This window comes from Burkholderia sp. AU39826 (genome assembly GCF_020419965.1).
GTDB classification, from domain to species: domain Bacteria; phylum Pseudomonadota; class Gammaproteobacteria; order Burkholderiales; family Burkholderiaceae; genus Burkholderia; species Burkholderia semiarida.
Genome location: NZ_JAIZQG010000010.1, coordinates 101,974 through 126,714, shown reverse-complemented (window position 1 = coordinate 126,714; position 24,741 = coordinate 101,974). Strand labels below are relative to the sequence as shown.

Genomic DNA, 24,741 nt, shown 5'->3' with positions numbered 1-24,741 from the left:
CGTCATGCACCACAGGGCGCCGCTGTAACAGCGGCGCCCGGGCAAGGCAGACATGGAGACACCGGACTTCCGCGCGGGCGTCGTGGCACACGACGGCCCGCGCGCCGCACGGCAGCGGCGATCAGCCCACGCGGTACGCGTATTCGTGACGCTCCGACTGCACGGGATCGTTGCGGCTTTCCGACAACGCACCCGCGCGACGCTCGGCGATGAAGCGCTTGATGTCCGATTCCGCGCGCGCCAGCGCCGACAAACCGGCCAGCACTTCGCCTTGCGGCTCGCGCGCCGGTGCGTCGCTCGCGCCGTGTCGATCGATCCACTGGCGCGCCCAGTCGAGCGCGTACTGCTCGGCCGCCTCGGCATCGGTGAAGCGCGGGCCGATCAGGCCCGAGCGCTCGACGCGCCGGTCGTCCTGCGAGATCTCGGCCCATGCGCGATACATCAGGTTCTGCACGGGCTGCGCGATGCCGCTGATCGTATAGCCGCGATATTCATCGACCTGCGGCTCGGCCGCGGCGAAACTCGCCGACGACGCCCGCGCATGGCGCAACTCCGCGGCCGGCGCGCCGGGCACCGTGAACGACACGCGAGCGCGGCCGTCCACCTGGTCGTCCCGCATCGTGCTCAACGACGACGCCCCTTCGCCCTGCCAAACGTTTGCCTGCGCAACCGGCAATTGCCAGGACTCGGGGTTCTGCCAGAACACGCCGCGCAGACGGTCGTTGTCGGGCACGGGTTCCGCGCGGCGAGCCGGCACGACTGCCTCCGGCGGAGGCGGAATATACGCAAACGTGCGCCCGCTGAACTGCGTCAGCACGTCGATCATCTTCAGCAGCGTGCCGTTCGCCAGCCACTCCTCGTAACGGCGGCGGCACGTCGGCCCGGACGGATAGCGGCCCGGCAGCTTTGACCAGGCTTCCCCGGTCGTCAGGATCCAGAGCACCGCGTTGGCGACGACGCGCGGTTCGGCGCGCGGACGCCCACGACGATTCAGCCGGATGGGTTCATCGGCGATCAGCGCTGAAAGGCGAAACCACTCTTCATCGTTAAGCTCATCGAAGAACATAGTCGATCTCTCCACGCAGCCAGGCCGGGGCTGCGATTGGCGGCGCCGTCGCGACACATCGCGTCGCGGGGCGGCCAGGTTGCACATTATGGTTATCCGGCGTTGTGCATACCGGGCGACACCGCACTTTCACGGTGCCGCGATTCCCGGCAATGGCGCACAAATCGCGGTCTCACTCCAATGTGGGAATTTTTGTGCACGAAGCATACCATCCCTAGGGTTTATCTCAATATGACAATGACTTAATGTTACGCACTGAAACAACCTGCCATGGGCGAGCAATCCATTTACGCTTGAATTTTTTTTGCGAGATCTTTATGCCGATCGCTGCAAAGGCCCGTCTGGCGGGGCGCTTCAGCGTCTGAAGAATGCCGTCGGACCGGCTGTTACCGCCTGATCCGACCCCGATCGGCAACAATCTCCGGGATTACTTCGGGAAATCGGTAAATCAGGGAAAAATTCGTAACAGGATATTCACGGATCGGTAAATCATTCAATTTGCGTTGAATCAAATTATCTCTCCGCACAATCTCTTTATTGTTTCTCTGCGGGTAATGAAAATACGCTGACGTGGCGCGACCGATGTGTCCCCGCATGCAAATCCGTCACGCTTGTTACATCTTCGCGGGGACCGGCAAGCGGCCGCGCCGCGCGGCATGTGGCGCGGCCGTTGCAGGCCGGAACGGAAAGGAGGAAGCCGGCGTGGTGAACAGCGCGCGGCAGTGGCGGTGGCGCTAGCGCAGATCGCCGGCCAGCGACGCGGCCACGTCCGCGTCGACACGCTGCGCCGGCATCGTATAGGCCGGGTGATCGCAGCCGATCGACAGCGCCGCCCCGCTCTTGAGCGCCGCGCGCATCGGCACATCGAACTCGAAGCGCACGAAGTGCACGGCCGACGTCTTCTCGGCGTTGTCGCGCTCGAGATCCTCGTCGGCGATCGCGTAGACGCTCGCGTGCCCGTCGACCCGCAGGTAGACGCGATCCTCGACCCCGATCAGCCGCGCGAGCGCCGCGCGCCGTTCGATCTCGTGCTCGTACTCGATCTGCATCGTCGCCTTCAGGTTGGTGCCGTCGGGCACCAGCGGCAGATACGCGTCGAGCTCGGCTTCGATGCCGGCCTCGTCGAAGATCTTCTCGATGTGCAGCATCTCCTGGATCTGGTAGCGGATCGTCGTCTCGTCCTCGAACAGGAAGCGCAGGTGGTGGCCGAGCGCCACCGCGCGGCGGCGCTTGTACGCGACGAGCCGCGCGTGTTCGGCCTTGCGGATCTTCGCGTACGCTTCGAGCGTCAGCAGGGAGTCGCGGGTCAGCGTCATGGATGTCCTCGTGGATGGCCGGCGGCTCAGACGCCGTACGCGCGGCGCAGCAGCGTCAGCGGATGCGCGAGCGGCGCCGGCGGCAGCCCGTTCTCGTCGATGCCCTGCACGATGTGATGGCCGGCGAGCGCGCAGTCGGACGACACGACATCCGGCCGAGGTTCGGCCATCGCCTTGAACACGGGCGCACCGATCCGCATCGCGTCCGCATGGAATGCCTTCTTCACGCCGAACGTGCCCGCGTGGCCTGAGCAGCGCTCGACGACGTTCACGCGCGTGTCGGGCACGAGCGACAGTGCATCGGCCGTCTTGCGGCCGATGTTCTGCACGCGCGCATGGCACGGCACGTGATACGACACGGTGCCGAGGCCCGTCTTGAAATCGGTCTTCAGCAGCCCGTCGCGATGCCGCGCGATCACGTATTCGAACGGATCCCAGAACGCGTCGGCCACCGCGCGCACGGCTGCGTCGCCGGGGAACATCAGCGGCAGCTCGCTCTTGTACATCAGCACGCAGCTCGGGATCGCGCCGATCAGCGCATAGCCTTCGCGCGCATAGCGCTCGAGCACCGGAATGTTCACCGCCTTCTTCGCGGCGACGCCGTCGAGATTGCCCTGCTCGAGCAACGGCATCCCGCAGCAGGCTTCGCGCGTGACGAGCTCGTACGGGATCTCGTTGTGCGCGAGGATCGCGAGCAGGTCGTGGCCGATCCCCGGCTCGTTGAAATTCACGTAACACGTCGCGTAGATCGCGACCTTGCCGGGCGTGCGCTCGCCGTCGCGCACCGGCGGGCCGTCCGAGCGCCGAGCGGCGCGCCGGAACTTGCGCGGCGCGAATTCCGGCAGCCACGCGTGACGATCGACGCCGAGCGCCGCTTCGAGCGCATGGCGCGCGGGCGGCGTGCGGTTCACCGCGTTGACCGCCTGCGTGACGACCGGAATGCCGGCGAAATGGCCAAGCGCATCGGTATTCGACAGCACCTTGTCGCGCAGCGTCGCTTCGCCGCGCTTGTAACGCGCGGCCTTGCCGCGCAGCATCAGGTGCGGGAAATCGACGTTCCATGCGTGCGGCGGCACGTACGGGCATTTCGTCATGTAGCAGAGGTCGCACAGGTAGCACTGGTCGACGACCTTGCCGAACGCGGCCTTCGGCACTTCCTCGACGTCACCCGCCGGCGTGTCGTCGACCAGATCGAACAGCGCCGGAAACGCGCCGCACAGCGACACGCAGCGCCGGCAGCCGGCGCAGATATCGAATACGCGCGTCATTTCGGCGTCGATCGCGGCCTGGTCGTAGAATGCTTCGGACTGCCAGTCGAGCGGATGCCGGGTCGGCGCTTCGAGACTGCCTTCCTTGTGGGGCATGGGGCCCTCCAGCGTGGCGCGCATGCGCGCGGACGCGCCGCCCGCGCGGTGTGGGCGGCGAGCGGCGCACGCCCGTCGGCCGGCGAAATTGTCCGACCGGGCCGTGCGGCCTTGCAGGGGGCCGCGTCAGTCGACGAGTGCGTCCAGCGCCTTCGTATAGCGGTTCGCGTGGCTGCGTTCGGCCTTCGCGAGCGTCTCGAACCAGTTCGCGATTTCGTCGAAGCCTTCTTCGCGCGCCGCCTTCGCCATGCCCGGGTACATGTCGGTGTATTCGTGCGTTTCGCCGGCGATCGCCGATTCGAGGTTCAGCCGCGACGAACCGAACGGCAAGCCCGTCGCCGGATCGCCGACTGCTTCGAGATATTCGAGGTGGCCGTGCGCATGGCCGGTTTCGCCTTCGGCGGTCGAGCGGAACAGCGCGGCGACGTCGTTCTGCCCCTCGACGTCGGCCTTCGAAGCGAAATACAGATAGCGCCGGTTCGCCTGCGATTCGCCCGCGAATGCGGCCTTCAGGTTGGCTTCGGTTTTGCTGCCCTTGAGTTGAGCCATTTGCGCCTCCGTTCGAGTCGGCGCGGCCGCGTGCGACGCCGGGCCGATCAGATATGTGGGGAACGATGCCGCGCCGGGCGCGCATCGTGCTCTTCAATCTAGGCGCTCGCGTTCGCATCACCCAATAGGCTTTTTCAATGCAGGCGATAGCATGGCGGCAGAGCGCGCGTACCCAGGAAAACGGTGTTGCGCGGCGCGTGGCACCGCGCCCGCTCGTCAGGCGTCACGCATCCATCGCGCGCTTGAGCAGCAATTCGCGCTCGCGCTCGTTGCGCGTCAGTTCCGCCGCGCGGCGGAATTCCAGCTTGGCCTCGTCAGCGCGGCCGAGCTTCGCGAGCAGATCGCCGCGCACGCTCGGCAGCCAGTGATAGCGCGCGAGCGCCGGATCGTCGCGCAGCACGTCGACGAGTTCGAGCGCCGCGGCCGGCCCGAACGCCATCCCCACCGCCACCGCGCGGTTCAGCTCGACGACCGGCGACGGCGCGACTTCGGCAAGCGCGTCGTACAGCGCGACGATCTGCGCCCAGTCCGTGTCCGCCGCCTGCCGCGCACGCGCGTGACACGCGGCGAGCGCGGCCTGCAGCGCATACGGCCCGCGCACGCCGCCGAGCTTCGTCGCCCGCTCCAGTGCCGCGAGGCCGCGCCGGATCAGCAACGGATCCCAGCGGCTGCGGTCCTGGTCGAGCAGCAGCACGGGCCGGCCCTGCGCATCGATGCGTGCGTGCATACGCGACGCCTGCAACTCCATCAGCGCGACGAGCCCGAGCACTTCGCTTTCGTCCGGCGCGAGCCCGGCCAGCACGCGGCCGAGCCGCAACGCCTCGTCGCATAGCGCCGGACGCATCCAGTCGTCGCCCGCCGTCGCCGCATGGCCTTCGTTGAACACGAGGTAGATCACTTCGAGCACCGACGCGAGCCGCGCGGGCCGCGCATCGGCGGCCGGCACCTCGAACGGCACGTGCGCCGCCGCGAGCGTGCGCTTCGCGCGCACGATCCGCTGCGCGATCGTCGGCTCGGGCGTCAGGAACGCACGCGCGATCTCGCCCGTCGTCAGGCCGCCGAGCAGCCGCAGCGTCAGCGCGACGCGCGCGTCGGTCGACAGCACCGGGTGGCACGACGTGAAGATCAGCCGCAGCAGATCGTCGCCGATGTCGTCGTCGCGCGCGTCGGCGAGCGCGTCCGCGATGTCGGGGACGACATGCGCGTCGAGCGCGTCCATCTCGTGACCGAGCTGATCGCGCTTCGCCGCATGAAGCGACTCCTGCCGGACCCGGTCGAGCGCGCGACGCTTCACGGCCGTCATCAGCCACGCGGCCGGGTTGTCGGGCACGCCGTCGACGGGCCAGTGCTCGAGCGCGGCGACGAGCGTGTCCTGCGCCAGCTCCTCGGCCACGCCGACGTCGCGCACCACGCGAGCGGCGCGCGCGATGATCTTCGGCGCCTCGATTCGCCAGACCGCTTCGATCGCACGATGCGTCGCCTCATGCGTCACGACGCCTGCCCCTGGGCGGACGCCTCCAGCGGCATGGCCATCAGCTCCCACGTGTGGCCGTCGGGATCGGTGAACCCGTGGCCGTACATGTTCGGGTACTCGCGCGGCGCCTGCGGCGCGGCCCCGCCGGCCGCCAGCGCCTTCGCGACGAGCCCGTCGACTTCGGCACGGCTGTCGCACGACAGGCACGACAACACCTGGATGTGCGTGGCCGGATCGATGATGGTCTTGTCGGTGAAGGTCTGGAAAAACGGCCGCACGAGCAGCATCGCGAAGATCGCGTCGCTGATCTTGATACAGGCGGCCTGATCGTTGGTATAGGCCGGCACGACTTCGAAGCCGAGCGCCTGGTAGAACGTCTTCGCGCGCGGCAGGTCGGCTACCGGCAGGTTGATGAAAACCATCTTGTGCATGACGGGTGCTCCCGGTGAGGTTGGACTCAGGCGTGGCTGCGGCCGACGTGGAGATCGCGGAACCGCTCGACCGCGTCGCTCGGCGTGAGGTCGTCGAGCTCGAACAGCGGCCGCACCTCGATCTCGCAATCGAGCTCGGCGCCGAACGGCGCGGGAAACCGGCGCGTCCATTCGAGCGCCTCGTCGCGCGAGCGCACCTGGATCAGCGTATAGCCGGCGATCAGCTCCTTCGTCTCGGCGAACGGGCCGTCGATCACCGTGCCCTTGCCGCCCGCGTAGCGCACGCGCCAGCCATGGGAGCTCGGCCTCAGGCCGTTGGCGTCGAGCAGCACGCCGGCTTTCGCGAGTTCCTCGTGATAGACCGTCATGGCCTCGACCAGCCGGTTGTCCGGCAACGCGTCGGATTCGCTGACGGCGTTCGCCCGGATCATGATCATGAATCGCATCGTTTGCTCCTTGTCGTCGGTGGAAGGCGACGCCCGTTCCGCGGCGCCTTACCCGGACGACGGCCGAACGACGGCCGGATCGACACGCGCCACGACAAATCAGGGTAAATACCGAGTCGCGACGCTCACAGGAAGCACGGGCCGACCGCGCGCACCTCGACCGTGCACCATTGCGCGGCCGGGCACTGGCGCGCGATCTCGATCGCTTCCTCGCGCGTGTCGACGTCGACGAGGAAGAAGCCGCCGACCATCTCCTTCGCCTCGGCGAACGGGCCGTCGAGCAGGCGCGTCTCGCCGTCGCGCACCTGCACGCGCGTGCCGCGCTCGGAGCGCTCGAGCGACTCGACGCCGCGCAGCACGCCGCGCGCCTTCAGCGACTCGGCGAACTCGACCATCCGCGCATAGAGCGCCTGACCTTCGTCGAGCGTGCGCTCGGCGCGCTGTTCGGTCGGTTCGACAATCAACAGCATGTAAGACATGGATTTCTCCTGTGGGGGACGGGGCGCGGCGGCCTGCGCCGGGCGAGCGGCACACGACGCGCGGTGCGAAAGCGTAACAGCCGCGGAGCGGCTTGCCGCATCGTTGGCCAACCGGCACTGGCCGGACGGCCATTTCGGCCGCGGCCCGACATTTTGCCTTCAAGATGCGGTCCCGCACTGTCGGATTTTCATCCTGTGGACCGTCTCATGTCACGCCCGATTCCCCTGTTTGCCGTCGTGCTGTTCGTGGTGTTGTCCGTCATGCCGCCCAAGGCGCTCTTCGCCCGGCCGGCCGCCGCCGCGCTGCCCGTCAGCAGCGGCTGCGGCGGCGCCGCCACGGCGATTGCCGAAATCCGGCGCGCGGGCGGCCCGTCGCCGCTCGCCGGGCAAACGGCGTCGATCGAAGCGGTCGTCACCGCGGCGTTCGGCGGCGCCGACGGCCTGGGCGGCTTCTTCGTCCAGCAAGCCGACGCACAACGTCAACATCGGCCGGGCGTGCCGGAAGGCCTGTTCGTCTACGCACCGAACGCGCGCGTGGCGCCCGGCGATCTCGTGCATATCACCGGCAAGCTCGACGAGAAATACGGCCGGACGCAACTCACGCTGTCGGGCGACGTGGCCATCTGCGCGCGCGGGCAGACGGTCACGCCGGCAGTGCTCACGCTACCGGTCGCGTCGCCCGCCGTCCTCGCCGCGCACGAAGCCATGCGCGTACGCCTGCCGCAAACGCTGACGGTCAGCGATACCTACGAACTCGGCCGCTACGGCAGCGTCGTGCTGAGCAACGGCCGGCTGCGCGCGCCGACCCAGGTCGCGCCGCCGGCCGACGCCGCCGCGCACGCCGCGGCCAACGCGCTCAACCGCATCGTGCTCGACGACGGTTCGAACCGCCGCGACCCGGCGGTCGTCCGCTATCCGCCGCCCGCGCTGAGCGCCGCCAACACGCTGCGGGCGGGCTACACGGTACGCGACGTCGAAGGCGTGCTCGAGCTGCGCTACGGCGCATGGCGGCTGCAACCGGTGGCCGGCGCGGCGCCCGTATTCGAGGCCGCCACGAACCCGCGTACCGCGGCACCGGCCCGGCATCCCGGTGCCGACGTGCGCATCGTGTCGTTCAACGTCTTCAACTATTTCAACGGCGACGGCCACGGCGGCGGATTCGACGCGCCGGCCAACCGCGGCGCGAAAACGCCCGCCGCGTTCGCGCGGCAGGAAGCGAAAATCGTCGCGGCGTTGCGCGCGCTGCGCGCCGACGTGATCGGGCTGATGGAGATCGCGAACAACGGCCACGGCGACGCGAGCGCCATCCGTCGGCTCGCCGCGCAGCTCGGCGACGGCTGGCGCGCGGTCGCCCCCGGCACCGCGCGGCTGGGCCGCGATGCGATCGCCGTCGCGCTGCTGTACGACAGCCGCGCGGTCGAGCCGATCGGGCGCGCCGCCACCGTCTCGCTCGGCCGCCGCCACCGCCCACCGCTCGCGCAGACGTTCAGGCGCATCAACGGCACACGCACGTTCACGGTCGCGGTCAATCACCTGAAGTCGAAAAACTGCCCGCATGCGAGCGGCGTCGATCTCGACCAGTCCGACGGGCAGGGTTGCTGGAATGCGGCGCGCACGCAGGCGGCCGCGCGTCTCGTCGACTGGCTCGCCACCTCGCCAACGGGCAATGCGGCCGGCGGCGTGCTGCTGATCGGCGATCTGAACAGTTATGCGAAGGAAGACCCGATTCGCACGCTCGAAGCGCGCGGCTACACGAACCTCGTCGCCCGCTTCGTCGGCGATGCTGCGTACAGCTACGTATTTCGCGGCGAGGCCGGCAATATCGACCATGCGCTTGCCACGCCGCCCCTCGACGCGCGCGTGAAGGCCGTACGGTTCTGGCACATCAACGCGGACGAACCGGTTGCGCTGCAACCCGTGCCCGATTACAAAACCGCCGCACGGCGGTCGGCTTATTACGCACCCGATGCATACCGCTCGTCGGATCACGATCCCCTCGTCATCGACATCGCACTGGATCGGGGCGCCGCGCCACCGGCAGCGGGCACGAATCGTGCGCGTCGCTCGGGCGTCGAGTAGTGCATTTGCATCAGCATCCAGCCTGCAATGGCACTATTTACCTGAGGCCCGTGGCGACGCCATATTTACCGGACCTTCACTGCGACCTGCTGCTCGACACGCTGCTTCATCCCGAGACGCGAAATTTTTTCAACCGCTGCGCGGCCCCGCGCGGCGGGCTTTCCCGGCGATCCTGCCGACGAATTGAAAATTTGTCTCGAAACTCAATGGGAGGAAGTGAATCACATGGGTTGCTGGGATTCGTCTTATCTTCAAAATGGGCCTGGAATCAAAGGAGGATAAACACCATGGCGCTTACCGACTCGATCGAACACAAGCTGGACCGCGGCCTGTCCGATATCCGCCGCACCGGCCGGCGCGTGGGCCGCACGACGCGCGCGGCTGCCCGCGATCTGCATGCCGACGTGACCGACGATCTGCGCGGGCTGGTCGATGAACTGGAAGATCTGCTGAAAAACGATGGCGATGGCGATATCGCCGCGCTGCGCAAGCGCGTGCAAGCCCGGCTCGATGAAGCGCGCGGCGCGCTCGACTACGCGTCGGGCAGCGCGGCCGCCCGGCTGCGCGATTCGGCCGAGCGCGTGTCGCAGGTCGTGCACGAGAACCCGTGGCAAACCGCCGGCGTCGTCGCGGGCCTCGCCTTCGTCGCGGGCCTGCTCCTTTCCCGCCGTTGAACGGGGCCGCGTGCGCCGCCGCCCGCCCCGCCCGTCATCTATCAGACAACGAAGGAGAATCGCCATGCAGAAGTCTCTCGCCATGAAAGCCGCCGCCGCCGTGATGCTCGGCAGCCTCGCCCTCGCCGGCTGCACGACCACGTCCGACAAACCCGATACCGCCGCGGCCAGCGCGTCCAAGCGTCAATCGATCGACGCCAGCGTGAACGCGACGCTGTCGCGTCTGTATTCGACGGTGCCGGGTTCGCGCGACCTCGTCTCGAAGGCGCGCGGCGTCCTCGTGTTCCCGAACGTGCTGCAGGCCGGCTTCATCGTCGGCGCCCAGTCCGGCAACGGCGCGCTGCGTGTCGGCGGCAGCACCGTCGGCTACTACAACACGTCGTCGCTGTCGGTCGGCCTGCAGGCCGGCGCGCAGTCGAAGGCGGTCGTGTTCCTCTTCATGACGCAGGATGCGCTCGACTCGTTCCGCAAGTCCGACGGCTGGTCGGCCGGCGCCGACGCGTCGGTCGCGGTCGTGAAGGTCGGCGCGAACGGTGCGGTCGACTCCAACACGGCCACCGCCCCGGTGGAAGTGCTGATTCTGACCAATGCAGGCCTGATGGGCGACCTGTCGGTGAACGGCACGAAGGTCACCAAGCTCAACATCTGACGACGCGGCACGCGGCCTCGCGCCGCGTTCGCTTCCCGGCAGCGCCGCGGCCCCGGCCGCGGCGTTTTCGCATGTGCGTCACGCAGCGGCTATGATGGCGGCACCTTTGCGGGCATACTCCGCATGGGCCGCCCCGCGGATGGCCGCGGCGCGTTGCTCCGCGAACCCGTGACGTTCGCGAACCGATCGCGCGCGGGGCAACGAGATTCAATCAAACCACGCATCAATCTGCGCGAATGCACCCATGGATAGCGGACACGATCACCAAAAATTCTTCTATTTCCTGCTGTTCGCGGTTACCGTCGGACTCTGCTGGATCCTCGCGCCGTTCTCCGGCGCCGTCTTCTGGGGCACCATTCTCGCGATCCTGTTCCAGCCCGTGCAGCGCTGGCTGGCCGCGCGCTTCGGCAAGCGCCGCAATCTGGCCGCGCTCGTCACGATGTCGCTGATCATCCTGATCGTGATCCTGCCGCTCGTGTTCGTCACGGCCACGCTCGTGCAGGAAATCGCGTACGTGTACCAGGAGCTCAAGGACGCCCAACCGAACTATTCGCAGTACTTCCACGACATCATTCACGCGCTGCCGACGTCGATCCAGAACCTGCTGCAGAAATACGGGCTGACCAACATCCCGGGCATCCAGAAGAAGCTGACCGACGGCGCCGCGCAGATCAGCCAGTTCGCGGCCACCCAGGCGCTCAGCATTGGTCAGAACACGTTCCAGTTCGTCGTGAGCTTCGGCGTGATGCTGTACATGGTGTTCTTCCTGCTGCGCGACGGCGGCGAGATCGGCCGCCGCGTGCGGCGCGCGCTGCCGCTCGACGAAGAGCACAAGAACCTGCTGCTCGCGAAATTCACGACCGTCGTGCGCGCGACCGTGAAGGGCAACATCGCGGTCGCGCTCGTGCAGGGCGCGCTCGGCGGCCTGATCTTCTGGATCCTCGGGATCGAGGGCGTCGTGCTGTGGGGCGCGCTGATGGCGTTCCTGTCGCTGTTGCCCGCGATCGGCGCGAGCCTCGTGTGGGTGCCGGCCGCGCTCTACTTCCTGATGATCGGCGCGGTCTGGAAGTGCGTGATCCTCGTCGCGTTCTGCGTCGGCGTGATCGGCCTCGTCGACAACCTGCTGCGCCCGATCCTCGTCGGCAAGGACACGAAGATGCCCGACTGGGTCGTGCTGATCTCGACGCTCGGCGGAATGGCGCTGTTCGGCATCAACGGCTTCGTGATCGGGCCGCTCGTCGCCGCGCTGTTCATGGCGAGCTGGGACATCTACGCACGCGCCGAACAGGGCGAATGACCCGCGTCCGGCCGCCGGTACTCCGCACGCGTGCGGAGATCGCCGCTCAGGGATGACCGATATGGATCACGACGGGCGCCACGGCGCCCGTTGCTTCATCCGCCGCAATCGTCATCACGCCGCCATACGGGCCGACGCGCTGAATCTGGCCCGGCGCCAGCCGCACGCTTTGCCCGGTGTGCGCATCGCGCCACGTTGCGCGCACCGCCGCGCCGCCGTCCGGCGCGAACGGCGCGCCGTCGGGCCCGACCAGCGCCACCTGCGCACCGGGCAAGCGCCGGCCGTGCGTATCGAACCGGAGCGTGGCCGTTGCCTCGCCGTCGGTCGCCTCTCGCGCGTCGACGAGCACGCCCGCCGGGGCATCGAGCGTCACGTCGTAGAGATCGACGAGCGAGCCGGTGAACCGCACGACGCCATCCGGCGCGGGCTGCCCGGCTGCCATCGCGTTCGACATGGCAGTCGACATCGCGAGTACGACACCGAGCCCGACCACCGTCCTCCGTACGCCCCCGGCGCGCGATGCCGCCGCCGATCCCGACCGCTTCGCGTTGTTCCGCATGTTTCCTCTCCTCTGCCGCGTCACCAGAAAAACAGGCGGCGTGACGCGTCGGTCACGCCGCCTGTCTGCTGGCAATCACTTTAGGGAGAGCGGCCCGGACAATATATGGGACAAGTCCTAAACTGCAGCCGGGTTGATCGAACTCAGTGCAATCGACATCGCCCCGCGGCCCGATGCGAGCGGCGTTGCACGCCCGTCACGCGTCCGGGTCGACCCGCAGCACAAGCTTGCCGCGATGGTCGCCGTCGAACAGCCGGTTCAACACGTCGGGCGCGTTTTCCAGCCCATCGGCCACGGTTTCCTCGGCCTTGAGCCGGCCGTCGCGCAGCCAGCCCGCGAGCGTCTGCACGGCTTCGCGGCTCTTGCGGTAGTCGAGGATCAGGAAGCCGCGCATCGTCAGCCGCTTCGAGATCAGCACGCCGACGTCGTCGGCCGCGCGGCCGCTGTTGTAGTTCGAGATCACGCCGCACAGCGCGACGCGCCCGCCGATCACCATCCGCGACAGCACCGCGCGCATCACGTCGCCGCCGACGTTCTCGAAGTTCACGTGCACGCCGTCCGGCGTCGCCGCCTTCAGTTGCTGGCGGAAATCGTCGGCCTTGTAGTCGACGGCCGCGTCGAAGCCGAGCGTCTCGGTCAGGTAGCGGCACTTGTCCGCGCCGCCCGCGATGCCGACCACCCGCGCGCCGTGGATCTTGCCGATCTGCCCGGCGATCGAGCCGACCGAGCCGGCCGCCGCCGACACGACGAGCGTTTCGCCCGGCTGCACCGGCGCGATGTCGGTCAGCCCGTAGTACGCGGTCAGCCCGCTCATCCCGCACGCGCCGAGCAGCGTCGGCAGCGGCAGGCCCGACTGCGCGGGCAGCTTCACGAGCTGCGCGGCCTGCTCGGCCGGCACGACCGCGTAATCCTGCCAGCCGACGAGCCCCTGCACGAGATCGCCTTCGGCGAAGCCCGCGTTGCGCGACGCGACCACGCGGCCGATACCGAGCGCGCGCATCACCTCGCCGATCGCGACGGGCGGCAGGTACTGCGGCACGTCGCTCATCCACACGCGGTTGGTCGGGTCCATCGACAGATACAGCACGCGCACGAGCACCTCGCCGTCGACAAGCGCCGGCACCGGCGTCTCGACGAGCGAAAAATGTTCGCGGCCGACCCGCCCTTCCGGGCGCGTCTTCAGCAGCAGCTGGCGGTTCACGGGTGTCGACATGCTGTTCTCCTCCAATCGTTGTGGTTCGGGATGCGCGTCAGACCGCGCACATGCCGCCGTCGATCACGAGTTCGGCGGCCGTCACGAAGCGGCTCTCGTCGGACGCGAGATAGACGGCCGCATGCGCGACGTCGTCCGGCTCGCCGAGCCGGCGCAGCGGAATGCCGCGCGCGAGCTTGCGCGTCGCGTCGCGTTCGCCGAGCGACTGGAACAGCGGCTCGACGATCCCCGTGCGGATGAACGCCGGGTGAATCGAATTGCAGCGCACGTCGATCTCGCGGCGCGCGCAGTCGATCGCAACCGATTTCGTCAGCGACGCGACCGCCGCCTTCGACGCGTTGTACGCGGTGAAATCCGGTTCGACCTTGAACGCGGCGACCGACGAGATGTTGATGATCGACGCGGGGTGGCTCTCGGCCAGATACGACAGCGCATGCTTGCAGCCGAGCACGATGCTCTCGACGTTGATCGCCATCACGCGCCGCCATTCGTCCAGCTCGATTTGCGCGGGCGAGCCGATCGAGCCGACGCCCGCGTTGTTGACCAGCACCGACAGCCCGCCCATCGCATCGACCGCCTGCGTGAGCAGCGCCTGCCAGCGCGCTTCGTCGCGCACGTCCTGGGTCGCGGCGAACGCGACCGGCGTCGCATGGCCCGCGTTGAGTTCCTGCGCGAACGCATCGAGCACCGCCGCTTCCGCGATGTCGGTGACGAACACGCGCGCGCCGTGCTCGACCATCCGGCGCGCGATCGCGCGGCCGAGGCCGCCCGCGGCGCCCGTGATGTATGCGCACTTGCCGGCGAGGCGCGGGGAAACGATTGTCATGGGCCTGCTCCTGTCGTGAATCGTCGTCGCGGAACGCTGCCGCGACGGGGTTTTCGTGCGTGCCGGGCCGCCGCCGGCCGACGTGCGTCGGTTACCGGTACGCCGGCATGACGGCGCACCGCACGTTTGCGCGAGTATATCGAGATAAGCGCGACGCACGCCGGACCGGCCCGGCACGACAGCCAGCGTACGCGAACGCGGCCGATCGATGAAATGAATATTCGTGATGCCCGGTCATAAGCGCCGTTCATGGCTGGCGCGTCGCCGCGCCGATGCGCGAAGCGGCGGGCGCGGCCGGACGCGCGCACGAGCCGTGCCAGTCGATTATCGGCATGACGGGCGTTGGGCTGCGCATCGAGGAGAATGCAATCGGGAAGATGAACCGGCGAGGCATCGTGCCCTCCGCCGGAAAGCGCCGGACGAACGCCGGCGGCAAGAAAGCGGCGCCGAAGCGCCCGCTAGGGCCCGAAAGTCAGAAGCCGTCGCCCGACGGCGCGCGCACGAACGCGCAGAGTTGCGGTGAATGCGTGTCGATCATCTGCTGGAACGGCGCACGGTGCCCGTACGCGATACCCGACACGAGCAACAGGCAGACCGCCGCGACGCGCGGCGAGAACGTGCGCTGCCGCGCGCCGTCGTAGCCGCGCAGGAACACCAGCGCGACCAGCGCGCCGAGCATCCAGCCGACGACGACTTCCGGCACCGTGTGCGAGTGATCGAACACGCGCGCGACGGCCGTGAGCGCGCCGACGGCCAGCCCGGCCGCGATGCCCAGCGCCTTGCCCGGCCGGAACGCTTGCCACAGCATCGACAGCGCGACCGTCCACACGGACGTCGACAGCATCGTGTGGCCGCTGATCACGCGGAAATCGAACTGCGCGAGCTCGATGCCGCATCCGGCGTACAGGATCTTCGTGGCGCCGACGAGCCCCATGCCGGCGGCCAGCAGCACGCCCCAGCGGGCGGCGAGGCGCCAGTCGGTCAGCGCGAGCCACGCCGCGCAGGTCAATGCGATCGGCAAGGTCAGCGCGGCATCGCCGATGTTGCTGATTTCACTCCACATGACGGACTTCGGAGACGAACGAAAGGCCGCAGTTTACCGCATGCGCGCAGCGCACCTGTGTCAGCCTGTGACAGGCTGTATCAGCCCGCGACACCGGTAATCAACAGCAGGTTCGTGCCGGTGATCACGCCGAACAGCGCCCACGCGAGCACCTGCATCCCGCGGCCGATCGCGTGTTCGCCCATCGTGCGGCGATCGCTGACCGAGCGGATCAGCGGCCACATCGCGAACGGCAACTGCAGGCTCAGCAGCACCTGGCTCCATACGAGCAGTTGCCCGACCGAGCCGTCGCCGAGCCACAGCACGCCGATCAGCGCCGGCACGAGCGCGAGCCCGCGCGTGATCAGCCGGCGCTGGTAGCACGGGATCTTCGTATGCAGGAAACCGTCCATGATCACCTGGCCGGCGATCGTGCCGGTCAGCGTCGAGCTCTGCCCCGACGCGAGCAGCGCGATGCCGAACAGCAGCGCGGCCGCGCCGCCCGCGATCGGCGTGATCAGCCGGTATGCCTGTTCGATGTCGGTCACGTTGTGCTGGCCCGTCGCATGGAATGCCGCGCCCGCGACGACGAGGATCGCCGCGTTGACGAGCATCGCGACGAACAGCGACACGCAGGTATCGATGCGCACGAGCGCGAGCGTGTCGCGGATCACGCCGCGCGTGCCGCCGACGACGTGCCGCGTCTGCACGACCGACGAATGCAGGTACAGGTTGTGCGGCATGATCGTCGCACCGACGATGCCGAGCGCGAGCACGATCGCATCCTTGCGGTCGTGGCCGGGATCGCCCGGCACGAGCCCGCCGACCACCGCATGCCAGTCGGGCGGCGTGATCGCCACCTGCGCGACGAAGCAGAACGCCATCGTCGCGATCAGCCCGAGCACGATCGCCTCGATCTGCCGGAACCCCTTGCCCTGCAGGCCGAGCACGATCACGGTGTCGAGCGCGGTCAGCACGACGCCCCACGCGAGCGGCACGCCGAGCAGCAGCTTGAACGCGAGCGCGCAGCCGAGCACTTCCGCGATGTCGCACGCGATGATCGACACTTCGGCGGTCATCCACTGCACGACGCGGCCGAACCGGCCGTAGCGGTCGTAGCTCGCCTGCGCGAGATCCTTGCCCGCGACGAGGCCGAGCCGCGCCGCGAGCATCTGCAGGAAGATCGCCGCGATGCTCGAGAACGCGACGACCCACAGCAGCGAATAGCCGAACTGCGAACCGGCCTGGATATCGGTCGCCCAGTTGCCGGGGTCCATGTAGCCGATCGCGACCAGCAAGCCCGGGCCGAAGAAACGCCTGAGCTTCTGCCAGCGCGGCGCGGCGGCGTCGATCGTGATGCTGCCCTTTACTTCCGACGGGCAGAAAGGGGCGGTGGCGGTAGAGGGGAGGAAGGGCATGGAAACCGGGAATCGAGGTCGCGACACGACGATTCTACGGGTATCCGTCCCGTTTTCCCGCGCGCGGTCGCGCACGCGTCGCAATTCGCCCCGTCGCCGTCGCAACACGCGGTGGCGTGCCCGTCATGCGGATCAGGTAGCGCCGCGCGGTGCGCGAGGATTTTTTCCCGCTCGGCGACGCGATATTCGGTCGGCGACATCAGCAGGCGCTGGCGAAACAGCTTCGCGAGCCGCTCGCCGCTGCCGAACCCGGTGCGCCGCGCGACCTTGTCGGCCGGCAGCGTCGTATGGATCAGCATGTGGCACGCCCGTTCGAGCCGCACGTGCTGGACGAACTCGGTCGGCGTCACGCCGATTTCCTTCTTGAAGCGCCGCAGGAAATTGCGCTCACTCATCGCGGCCGCCTGCGCGGCGTCCGCGACCGAGATGCGGTTCACGCTCTGCGCGCGCAACCGCTGCGCGGACATCCGGATCGACGGGCTCGCGCTCAGTTCGCGGAACGCCCACATCGACTGCACGTAGCGCTGCTCGACCGGCCGCGCCATGTTGCTGGCGATTTCCTGCGCGGCGCCGTCGCCGAGGTCGGCGCGGAACATGTCGAGCGCGGCGGCGAACACGTCGGTCTCGCCGGCCGGCGATTCGATCGTCGTGGCGACGCGGTGCCCGGCCCTGCCCGGCCGCCCGTCGACCGACGGCGGCGGTCGCCGCGTGGCGGCGAGCGCGGGCAGATCCATCGCGTCGACGATCCAGCGCGCCTGCTGGCGAATGTCGGCCAGGCGCCGCTGCAATGCGTCGTCCCAGTTGACGGCCGCGCGCTCGCCATGAAGATGAAAGAACGCGAGCGCACGGCGGCTGTGTTCGTCGCCGAGCGGATCGGCCGCGATTCTCACGCCGGACGACGACTGCAACAGTCCCCCGCTTTCGGATACGTACTTGAGCTGGTAATCCACGCCGTACCCATGCAGGCGATTCGCCAGGTTGAAGGCCTCGCCAAGACGCGCGGCCTGAGCCAACGAAAACCCCGTGCTCAAATAGATGATGACCCACCGCTGATCTGCTGCATTCACTGGCCAAGCCCCCGACTTGTTCGACTTCTTCTAATACCGTCGAACTGTCAGGCTTATATTTGGTTTGAATGCGTGCGACAGGACGGCTATCCCGAAATATGAAGCGACGGCATCTTAGCCGAACGGGTAGCGCCTTTGGCGCGAAATGGCCGACGGGGACAGCATGATGGCGGATTACTACAGGCTGCCGCACGCCGCTGGTATGCCGACACTGAAACGCGTATGCGATGCGGCCGATTATTGCAGCCGCCATGTTCAATGGCGAGTGTGTCCGATTGCGCCGTGCATCGACAAAGCGAACGCTCGCGTATCGGCGCGAACGACATCGACGTGCATCGAACGCGTGCGATCGCGTCGCACGCCGACGGGGCGCATCCGTTGCCCGCGCATCCGTTGGAATCGATCGGTCCTTCACCACGCCGCCCGCGCGCCGCACGTCGCGCAACCGGCCGTCACGCATGCGCTCAACCCGCTGCGCGCGCATTTCGACGATCCATTCCCGCTGCTCGCGTACTGGCAGGAGTCACGGGACACCGACCGCACGCATCAGCGGGGTGCGCGAACGCATCGTCGCGTGCGTGGGCGGCAGCGCCGGCATCGCCGACGCGTCGCGCGCTGCGCACGCGCGCGCGACCGGGAAGGTATGCTGGCGGCTGCACGCCGCCACACGGCGCCTTCTACCCTTGATCCGCTTACCTGAGACTTGCCATGTCGCTCATCCACGCCGCCGCCGTCCTCGATGCCGACGCACCCGACTACGTCGTCCAGTTGCAGGCCGGCACGCATGCGCTGACCGGCGACGAGGCACCGCGCGAAGGCGGCAAGGATCGCGGGCCGGCGCCGTACGAGTTCGTCCTGGCCGGGCTCGCGCAATGCACGGCCGCGACGCTGCGCATGTACATGCAGCGCAAGACGTGGCCGGCCGCGCGCATCGCGGTGCGCACCGAGCTGCATGCCGATCGCGAAGGCGTGCAGTACGTGCGCCGCGTCGTGACGCTCGACGGCCCGCTCGACGACGCGCAACGCCAGCGTCTCGCGGAGATCTGCGAGAAAACCCCCGTGACGCAGTTCATCAAGCGCGGCACGCGGATCGAGACGACGTTGAACTGACGTACCGACGCACCGACGCACGCCGCAGGCACTCACGCACGGCGCCCGAACGCTTGAAAAACGGAACGGGCGGGCCGCGCATCCAGCGCGACCCGCCCGTTCGTCGATCCCGCCCGACGCTTACAGTCCGAGCGCGGACAGATCCAGCTTGCCATCCTTCATCGGCGGGCACCAGAAATACGCGCCCGTCAGCGGCCGCGTGAAGCGGAACAGGCCATCGACGATCCCGTCTTCCGCGCCGCTCATCCGGCGCATCTGCACGTCGAATGCGCGGAACGAGCAGCCGAACGCGACGAAGTAGAGGCCCGCCCGGCGCGTGTCCGACCACGGCGACGAACGGCGCAGCATGAACGCCTCGGGCGCGAAGCTTTCCTGCGCGGTGCGCTTCACGTGCGCGAATTCGGGCGCGTCGTCGAGTTCCTCGTTGTCCGAACGGCGGCGCCCGATGATGTCGTCCATTTCGCCCGACGGGATGCGCTCCATCTGGTCGAAGTCGTGCACCCACTGCTGCACCGCGACGAAGCTCGAGCCGTCGAGCCCCGCGCCCTGCCCCGTCACGATCGCCGCGGCCACCGCGTCGTCACCTTCCGGATTCTCGGTGCCGTCCTCGTAGCCGGACAGGTCGCGATCGTTCGAATAGCGGAAGCCGTCGACGGCGTCCTGCAGCACGAACGCCGGCGCCAGCGCGCGTTCGATCGCCCGCGCGCGCAGCACGATCTCGCCGCGGTCGTCCGAGCGCAGCCACACCCACACGTCGGCCGGCGTGATCGGCAGCGTGCGGTCGTTCACGGAGAACGCGGGGTACTCGGTGAGTCCCGGCACCGGGTACCCGAGATAGGCCGCCAGCGCGTGCCCGAAGCCGACGACCGTGTCGCGTCCGTCGGCGATCTCGCGCAGCGCGGCCAGCGCCGCCGCGATATTGCCGTCATTCGACATCGTGAAAGTGAGGTATCGGGCTGCCGTATCGATCGGAGCCAGGATGCCTTGCTGAACGTCGCTCATCGTTTCCTCGGGAATGGTTCGGAGTGAATCTGTGCGGGCCGCATCGTCGCGCGCCGCGGACGCGCAAGTGTAATCGATGCGTCTGCCGGCCCCGTGCCCGCCATCGCGCAACGTACGCGAAAAGGGGCCAAAACCCCGAATGCTAACCGTATCGACGCCGCAACGCCGCATTCGTCAGACGTTGCGGCGCGCGCGACACTCCTGATAAAATCGCGACACGTCTTTTTTCGGCGTCCTTTCAACCGTTCACTTCAGGGAGGTGCAGATGTTCCGAATGCCAGCAACCTTCCCGAACGTGGTCTCGCGGCGCAGCTGATCCAGCCCGCCGTCCGCGCCGGCTCCCGAGTTTTCCGCTAACCCGTCAGCCGCGCTTTTCCCGACAGCCCGTTTCGTTCCGCCCGCGTGTTTCGCGCGGCCCGGCTGTTGCGTTTTCGACGTTCTCCGAACCGGAAAGTCCCGTCGCGCGATGCGCCGGGCAACGATACATGATCAGAAAAACCTCCCATCTGGGCGGCCACGCATTCCAGGCCGTCTTCGGCTTCACCGTCCGTTACTGGCGCAAGCAGCCGGCGCGCATTGCCGCGGTCGCGAGCCTCGCGCTGCTCGCCGCGCTCGCCGACGTCCTCACGCCGCTGTTCGCCGGCCGCCTCGTCGACGCGCTGTCGGCCGGCCTGACCGACCGCGCCGCCGCATGGCATTCGGCCCTCGCCGCGTTCGGCACGCTGGCCGCGCTCGGCATCGGCGCGACCGTGCTGCGCCAGGGCGTCTACCTGAACATCATCACGCTCACGCTGAAGATGATGAGCGAGATCGCCGCCGCGTCGTTCCACCGCGTGCAGCGCTTCTCCACCGACTGGCACGCGAACAGCTTCGCGGGCTCGACCGTACGCAAGATCACGCGCGGAATCTGGGCGCTCGACCTGCTCAACGACACCGTGCTGATCGCGCTGCTGCCGTCGGTCACGATGCTGGTCGGCGCGACCGTGCTGCTCGGCACGCACTGGCCCGTGATGGGGCTCGTCGTCGGCGCGGGGTCGCTGCTGTACATCGCGGTGACGGTGGCGGTGTCGCTCGGTATCGTCGCGCCGGCCGCCCGGCTCGGCAACCTGTGGGATACGCGCATGGGCGGCGCGCTCGCCGACGCCGTGAGCTGCAACGCGGTCGTCAAGGCGTTCGGCGCGGAAACGCGCGAGGAAGCGCGGCTCGCGCGCGTGATCGGCAAATGGCGGCAGCGCACGCGCCGCACGTGGGTGCGCGGCACGTTCAACGGCGGGCTGCAGGGTGCGATGCTCGTCGCGATGCAGGCCGCAATGATCGGCGTCGCGCTGCGGCTGTGGATGAACAATGAAGCGAGCGTCGGCGACATCGCGTTCGCGCTGACGATGTTCTTCATGCTGCAGGGCTATCTGCGCGACGTCGGCATGCACATCCGCAACCTGCAGCGCTCGGTGAACGACATGGAAGAACTCGTCGCGCTCGAACGGCAGCCGCTCGGCATCGACGATCGCCCCGGCGCGCCGGCCATCCGCATCGATCGGGGCGAGATCCGCTTCGAGCACGTGACGTTCCGCTACGGCAACCATCCGGTGCCGCTGTACGACGATTTCTCGATGCGGATCGCACCCGGCGAACGCGTGGGCCTCGTCGGCCATTCGGGGTCGGGCAAGACGACGTTCATCAAGCTGATCCAGCGCCTGTACGACGTGTCGGGCGGCCGCATCACGATCGACGGCCAGGACATCGCGCAGGTGCGGCAGGATTCGCTGCGCAGCCAGATCGCGATCGTCCAGCAGGAGCCCGTGCTGTTTCACCGCACGCTCGCGGAGAACATCGCGTATGCGCGCCCCGGCGCGAGCCGCGCCGACATCGAGCGCGCCGCGCGGCTGGCCAGCGCGCACGACTTCATCGCCGCGCTGCCGGACGGCTACGACACGCTCGTCGGCGAACGCGGGATCAAGCTGTCGGGCGGCGAGCGCCAGCGCGTCGCGATCGCGCGCGCGTTCCTCGCCGATGCGCCGATCCTGATCCTCGACGAAGCGACGTCGAGCCTCGACAGCGAAAGCGAGCTGCTGATCCAGCAGGCGATGGAGCGGCTGATGGTCGGCCGCACGACGCTCGTCGTCGCGCACCGGCTGTCGACCGTGCGCGCGCTGGACCGGCTGCTGGTGCTCGATCGCGGCAAGGTGATCGAGGAAGGCAACCACGATGCGCTGATCCGCATCGACGGCGGCATCTACCGGCGGCTGTTCGAGCGGCAGGCGCTGGAGCTGGCGAAGGGGCTCGCCGATTCGCCGCGGCGCATGGTGGATCGCGACGCCGGGCCGCTGGGCGAACCGGTGGAGGCTTGACGCCAGCGCGTCGCGATGCGGCCCGGCAGCGCGGTCATCGCCGCCGGGCCGTGTCGTCGGCAATCGGTTCCGGATCGAGGCCGTGCCACGCGCACGGCCTTTTTCGTGCTCGCGGATCTTGCGCGGCGGCACCGGGCCGCGCGCCGCGTCCGCCGCCAGGATCACTTATCATGTCGGCCAGGCAATTCGCGACGAAAGGCAGACCATGTTTACAGGCATTGTTCAGGGTGTTGGCACCATCAACGCCATCAAGGATCACGGCGAGCTGAGGACGTTCAGCATCGAATTCCCCGAGCGCTTCACCGACGACATCGAGATCGGCGCGAGCGTGTCGGTCGATGGCGTGTGCCTGACGGTGACGACCATCCATTCGCCGGCGCTGATCGACTTCGACGTGATGCTGCCGAGCCTGCGGATCACCACGCTGGCCGACCTCGCGACCGGCGCACGCGTCAACGTCGAGCGGGCCGCGAAGGACGGCGCGGAGATCGGCGGGCATCCGCTGTCCGGTCATGTCGATTTCACGGGGACCATCGCGCACATCGCGTCGTCCGAGCACAATCGGATGATCCGCATCGGCGTGCCGGCCGAATTCAAGCGCTACGTGTTCGCGAAGGGCTATATCGCGATCAATGGCTGCAGCCTCACCGTGTCGGACGTCAATCGCGACGAAGGGTGGTTCGACGTCTGGCTGATTCCGGAAACGCGCCGCGCGACCACGTTCGATGCGAAAGGCGTCGACGACAAGGTCAACATCGAGATCGAGCGCAGCACGCAGGTCGTCGTGGATACGATTCGCGAGTCGGTCAAGGAAACGCTCGGCGAATTGAACGGCGTCGTCACCGCGCTGCTCGCGGAAAAAGGCATCGATATCGAGGAACTGCTGGCGCGTAACGTCGCGCGGCTGCCGAAGCAGTAAGCGCGATGCCCGCGTGCCAGGTGATCCGCCGGATCACCGGGTACGGGATATCGCATCGCGCCGCGGCGATCGAACGACATCGGCCGCGGCCGCCCGTCACTCCCCCTCCACCCGCGCCCCCTTCCCCACCGCCACGCGCTGCGCGCGATAAATCCCCGCGTGCCCGGAAAACAGATACGCGACGACACAGGCGACGATCGCATACACGCCGATATCCGCGCCGAACAGTTCGATCGCCATGATCGTCGACGCGATCGGCGTGTTCGCCGCGCCCGCGAACACCGCGACGAAGCCGAGCCCCGCGAGCACGGGTACCGGCAGCGCCAGCACCTGGCCGAGCGCATTGCCGAGCGTCGCGCCGATGTAGAACAGCGGCGTCACCTCGCCGCCCTTGAACCCGGACGCAAGCGTGACGACGGTGAACGCGAACTTGCCCGCGAAATCATAAGGCGGCAGCGGGCCGTGAAACGCGGCCTCGATCGTCGGGATGCCGAGGCCGAGATACTGCGGCACGTTCAGCACGGTCGCGGCCACCGCGACCAGCAGGCCGCCGATCACTGGCTGCAGCGGCGCATGGCGGATCACGCGGCGAAACCACGCGGTCAGCGCATGCGTCGCAAACGCGAACAGCCGCCCGACCACGCCGAACGCGATGCCCGCGACGACCGTCACGGCGAGCCCGGTCACGGTGACGGCCGGCACGAACGGCATCGCATAGGCCGTGTGATGGACGCCCCACGCGCGGCACACGACGTCCGCGACGATCGCCGACGCGACGCAGGTCAGCAGCGCGTCGTAGCGCAGGCGCCCGATCGCGAGCACCTCGAGCCCGAACACGGCGCCCGCGAGCGGCGTGCCGAACACCGACGCGAAGCCGGCCGCGATGCCGCCCATCAGCAGCACGCGGCGATGCTCGCGATCGAGACGAAATACGTGCGTGATGCGATCGGCGAGCGCGCCGCCCATCTGCACAGCCGTGCCCTCGCGGCCGGCCGAGCCGCCGAACAGGTGCGTGACGACGGTCGCGACGAGCACGAGCGGCGCCATCCGCTTCGGCACGAGCGCCTTCGGGTCGTGAATCTCGTCGATCAGCAGGTTGTTGCCGCGCGCGACCGACTGGCCGAATCGATGGTAGATCCAGCCGGTGGCGAAGCCGGCGGCCGGCAGCCCCCACAGCAGCCACGGATGCGCGACGCGCGTACCGGTCGCCCAGTCGAGCGCGATCAGGAACAGCGCGGAAGCCGTGCCGGCGAGCGCGCCGAGCAGGGCCGAAAGCGCGAGCCAGCGGCACACGTAGCGCACGGTCGCGAAAAAATCGGCAGAAGTCGTGAAAAACATGATTTCCCAGATTCGACGGAACATCAAAACCTGGGCGGCAGAATACCGGATGGACGGCCTGCGACCTCCTGACGA

Annotated in this window: 24 protein-coding genes; 8 read left to right on the top strand and 16 right to left on the bottom strand. The window is 68.3% G+C overall.

Translation table 11 applies throughout. The annotated features are described in order from the left end of the window. Nucleotides 1-121: 121 nt before the first annotated feature. The 8 genes from LGM42_RS18910 to LGM42_RS18875 form a co-directional block, all read right to left on the bottom strand. The gene (locus LGM42_RS18910) at nucleotides 122-1,066 is read right to left on the bottom strand and encodes a transposase (RefSeq protein WP_059583044.1); all 945 of its coding nucleotides are present in this window, start codon (nucleotides 1,064-1,066) and stop codon (nucleotides 122-124) included. A gap of 734 nt (nucleotides 1,067-1,800) precedes the next feature. Continuing rightward, nucleotides 1,801-2,382: a DUF3501 family protein gene (locus tag LGM42_RS18905; protein WP_060311347.1), complete on the bottom strand. Its 582-nt coding sequence runs from the start codon at nucleotides 2,380-2,382 to the stop codon at nucleotides 1,801-1,803. Nucleotides 2,383-2,408: 26 nt separating this feature from the next. Next, nucleotides 2,409-3,746 carry a heterodisulfide reductase-related iron-sulfur binding cluster gene (locus tag LGM42_RS18900; protein WP_124860728.1) on the bottom strand — a complete coding sequence of 446 codons (1,338 nt, stop codon included), beginning with the start codon at nucleotides 3,744-3,746 and terminating at the stop codon, nucleotides 2,409-2,411. Nucleotides 3,747-3,872: 126 nt separating this feature from the next. Continuing rightward, nucleotides 3,873-4,295 (bottom strand): rubrerythrin family protein, encoded by a 423-nt coding sequence (locus LGM42_RS18895; protein ID WP_059583052.1) that lies wholly within the window; start codon nucleotides 4,293-4,295, stop codon nucleotides 3,873-3,875. Nucleotides 4,296-4,518: 223 nt separating this feature from the next. Further along, nucleotides 4,519-5,787 carry an RNA polymerase sigma factor gene (locus LGM42_RS18890; protein WP_060967792.1) on the bottom strand — a complete coding sequence of 423 codons (1,269 nt, stop codon included), beginning with the start codon at nucleotides 5,785-5,787 and terminating at the stop codon, nucleotides 4,519-4,521. Further along, nucleotides 5,784-6,200 (bottom strand): VOC family protein, encoded by a 417-nt coding sequence (locus tag LGM42_RS18885; protein ID WP_059573774.1) that lies wholly within the window; start codon nucleotides 6,198-6,200, stop codon nucleotides 5,784-5,786. Before LGM42_RS18885 ends, LGM42_RS18890 begins: the two co-directional genes overlap by 4 nt. Before the next feature lie 26 nt (nucleotides 6,201-6,226). Further along, nucleotides 6,227-6,646 carry a YciI family protein gene (locus LGM42_RS18880; RefSeq protein WP_060311354.1) on the bottom strand — a complete coding sequence of 140 codons (420 nt, stop codon included), beginning with the start codon at nucleotides 6,644-6,646 and terminating at the stop codon, nucleotides 6,227-6,229. Between the two features lie 125 nt (nucleotides 6,647-6,771). After that, nucleotides 6,772-7,125: a YciI family protein gene (locus LGM42_RS18875; RefSeq protein ID WP_059573772.1), complete on the bottom strand. Its 354-nt coding sequence runs from the start codon at nucleotides 7,123-7,125 to the stop codon at nucleotides 6,772-6,774. Between the two features lie 207 nt (nucleotides 7,126-7,332). Here LGM42_RS18875 and LGM42_RS18870 point away from each other — a divergent pair, with 207 nt between their 5' ends. The 4 genes from LGM42_RS18870 to LGM42_RS18855 all read left to right on the top strand — a co-directional run bounded on the left by LGM42_RS18870 (nucleotide 7,333) and on the right by LGM42_RS18855 (nucleotide 11,824). Then, on the top strand, nucleotides 7,333-9,204 hold the full coding sequence (locus LGM42_RS18870; protein ID WP_226232880.1) for an ExeM/NucH family extracellular endonuclease: 1,872 nt from the start codon (nucleotides 7,333-7,335) through the stop codon (nucleotides 9,202-9,204). Nucleotides 9,205-9,491: 287 nt separating this feature from the next. After that, nucleotides 9,492-9,878 carry a DUF883 family protein gene (locus LGM42_RS18865; protein WP_059573770.1) on the top strand — a complete coding sequence of 129 codons (387 nt, stop codon included), beginning with the start codon at nucleotides 9,492-9,494 and terminating at the stop codon, nucleotides 9,876-9,878. 64 nt (nucleotides 9,879-9,942) lie between these two features. Beyond that, nucleotides 9,943-10,527, top strand: a complete 585-nt coding sequence (locus tag LGM42_RS18860) for a YSC84-related protein (protein ID WP_059573769.1) — start codon at nucleotides 9,943-9,945, stop codon at nucleotides 10,525-10,527. 244 nt (nucleotides 10,528-10,771) lie between these two features. Then, the gene (locus LGM42_RS18855) at nucleotides 10,772-11,824 is read left to right on the top strand and encodes an AI-2E family transporter (protein ID WP_050017367.1); all 1,053 of its coding nucleotides are present in this window, start codon (nucleotides 10,772-10,774) and stop codon (nucleotides 11,822-11,824) included. Between the two features lie 46 nt (nucleotides 11,825-11,870). Here LGM42_RS18855 and LGM42_RS18850 read toward each other — a convergent pair whose 3' ends face one another. The 6 genes from LGM42_RS18850 to LGM42_RS18825 form a co-directional block, all read right to left on the bottom strand. Then, nucleotides 11,871-12,383 (bottom strand): thioesterase, encoded by a 513-nt coding sequence (locus LGM42_RS18850; RefSeq protein WP_226232879.1) that lies wholly within the window; start codon nucleotides 12,381-12,383, stop codon nucleotides 11,871-11,873. A 196-nt stretch (nucleotides 12,384-12,579) separates the two neighbouring features. Next, nucleotides 12,580-13,596: an NADP-dependent oxidoreductase gene (locus tag LGM42_RS18845; RefSeq protein ID WP_226232878.1), complete on the bottom strand. Its 1,017-nt coding sequence runs from the start codon at nucleotides 13,594-13,596 to the stop codon at nucleotides 12,580-12,582. A 37-nt stretch (nucleotides 13,597-13,633) separates the two neighbouring features. Beyond that, on the bottom strand, nucleotides 13,634-14,422 hold the full coding sequence (locus LGM42_RS18840) for an SDR family oxidoreductase (protein ID WP_124657237.1): 789 nt from the start codon (nucleotides 14,420-14,422) through the stop codon (nucleotides 13,634-13,636). 472 nt (nucleotides 14,423-14,894) lie between these two features. Beyond that, nucleotides 14,895-15,485, bottom strand: a complete 591-nt coding sequence (locus tag LGM42_RS18835) for a phosphatase PAP2 family protein (protein ID WP_226232877.1) — start codon at nucleotides 15,483-15,485, stop codon at nucleotides 14,895-14,897. Between the two features lie 80 nt (nucleotides 15,486-15,565). Continuing rightward, nucleotides 15,566-16,882 (bottom strand): Nramp family divalent metal transporter, encoded by a 1,317-nt coding sequence (locus LGM42_RS18830; protein WP_059573764.1) that lies wholly within the window; start codon nucleotides 16,880-16,882, stop codon nucleotides 15,566-15,568. Continuing rightward, complete coding sequence (locus LGM42_RS18825; RefSeq protein WP_226232876.1) at nucleotides 16,831-17,895, bottom strand: helix-turn-helix domain-containing protein; 1,065 nt, start codon at nucleotides 17,893-17,895, stop codon at nucleotides 16,831-16,833. Before LGM42_RS18825 ends, LGM42_RS18830 begins: the two co-directional genes overlap by 52 nt. Before the next feature lie 217 nt (nucleotides 17,896-18,112). Here LGM42_RS18825 and LGM42_RS33360 point away from each other — a divergent pair, with 217 nt between their 5' ends. Next, the gene (locus tag LGM42_RS33360; protein WP_226232875.1) at nucleotides 18,113-18,649 is read left to right on the top strand and encodes a hypothetical protein; all 537 of its coding nucleotides are present in this window, start codon (nucleotides 18,113-18,115) and stop codon (nucleotides 18,647-18,649) included. A gap of 8 nt (nucleotides 18,650-18,657) precedes the next feature. Continuing rightward, nucleotides 18,658-19,059, top strand: coding sequence for an OsmC family protein (locus LGM42_RS18815; RefSeq protein WP_226232874.1), 402 nt, complete (start codon nucleotides 18,658-18,660; stop codon nucleotides 19,057-19,059). Nucleotides 19,060-19,179: 120 nt separating this feature from the next. Here the strand turns inward: LGM42_RS18815 and LGM42_RS18810 are convergent, their stop codons facing one another. Further along, nucleotides 19,180-20,061 carry a Dyp-type peroxidase gene (locus LGM42_RS18810; RefSeq protein WP_226232873.1) on the bottom strand — a complete coding sequence of 294 codons (882 nt, stop codon included), beginning with the start codon at nucleotides 20,059-20,061 and terminating at the stop codon, nucleotides 19,180-19,182. 485 nt (nucleotides 20,062-20,546) lie between these two features. Here LGM42_RS18810 and LGM42_RS18805 point away from each other — a divergent pair, with 485 nt between their 5' ends. Together LGM42_RS18805 and LGM42_RS18800 are read left to right on the top strand one after the other, a co-directional pair. Next, nucleotides 20,547-22,409 carry an ABC transporter ATP-binding protein gene (locus LGM42_RS18805; protein ID WP_226232872.1) on the top strand — a complete coding sequence of 621 codons (1,863 nt, stop codon included), beginning with the start codon at nucleotides 20,547-20,549 and terminating at the stop codon, nucleotides 22,407-22,409. A 205-nt stretch (nucleotides 22,410-22,614) separates the two neighbouring features. Beyond that, nucleotides 22,615-23,328, top strand: coding sequence for a riboflavin synthase subunit alpha (locus tag LGM42_RS18800; protein ID WP_226232871.1), 714 nt, complete (start codon nucleotides 22,615-22,617; stop codon nucleotides 23,326-23,328). A gap of 96 nt (nucleotides 23,329-23,424) precedes the next feature. On the opposite strand, the gene LGM42_RS18795 is transcribed toward LGM42_RS18800, so the two are convergent. Further along, nucleotides 23,425-24,666 (bottom strand): voltage-gated chloride channel family protein, encoded by a 1,242-nt coding sequence (locus tag LGM42_RS18795; protein ID WP_226232870.1) that lies wholly within the window; start codon nucleotides 24,664-24,666, stop codon nucleotides 23,425-23,427. Nucleotides 24,667-24,741 lie beyond the last annotated feature (75 nt).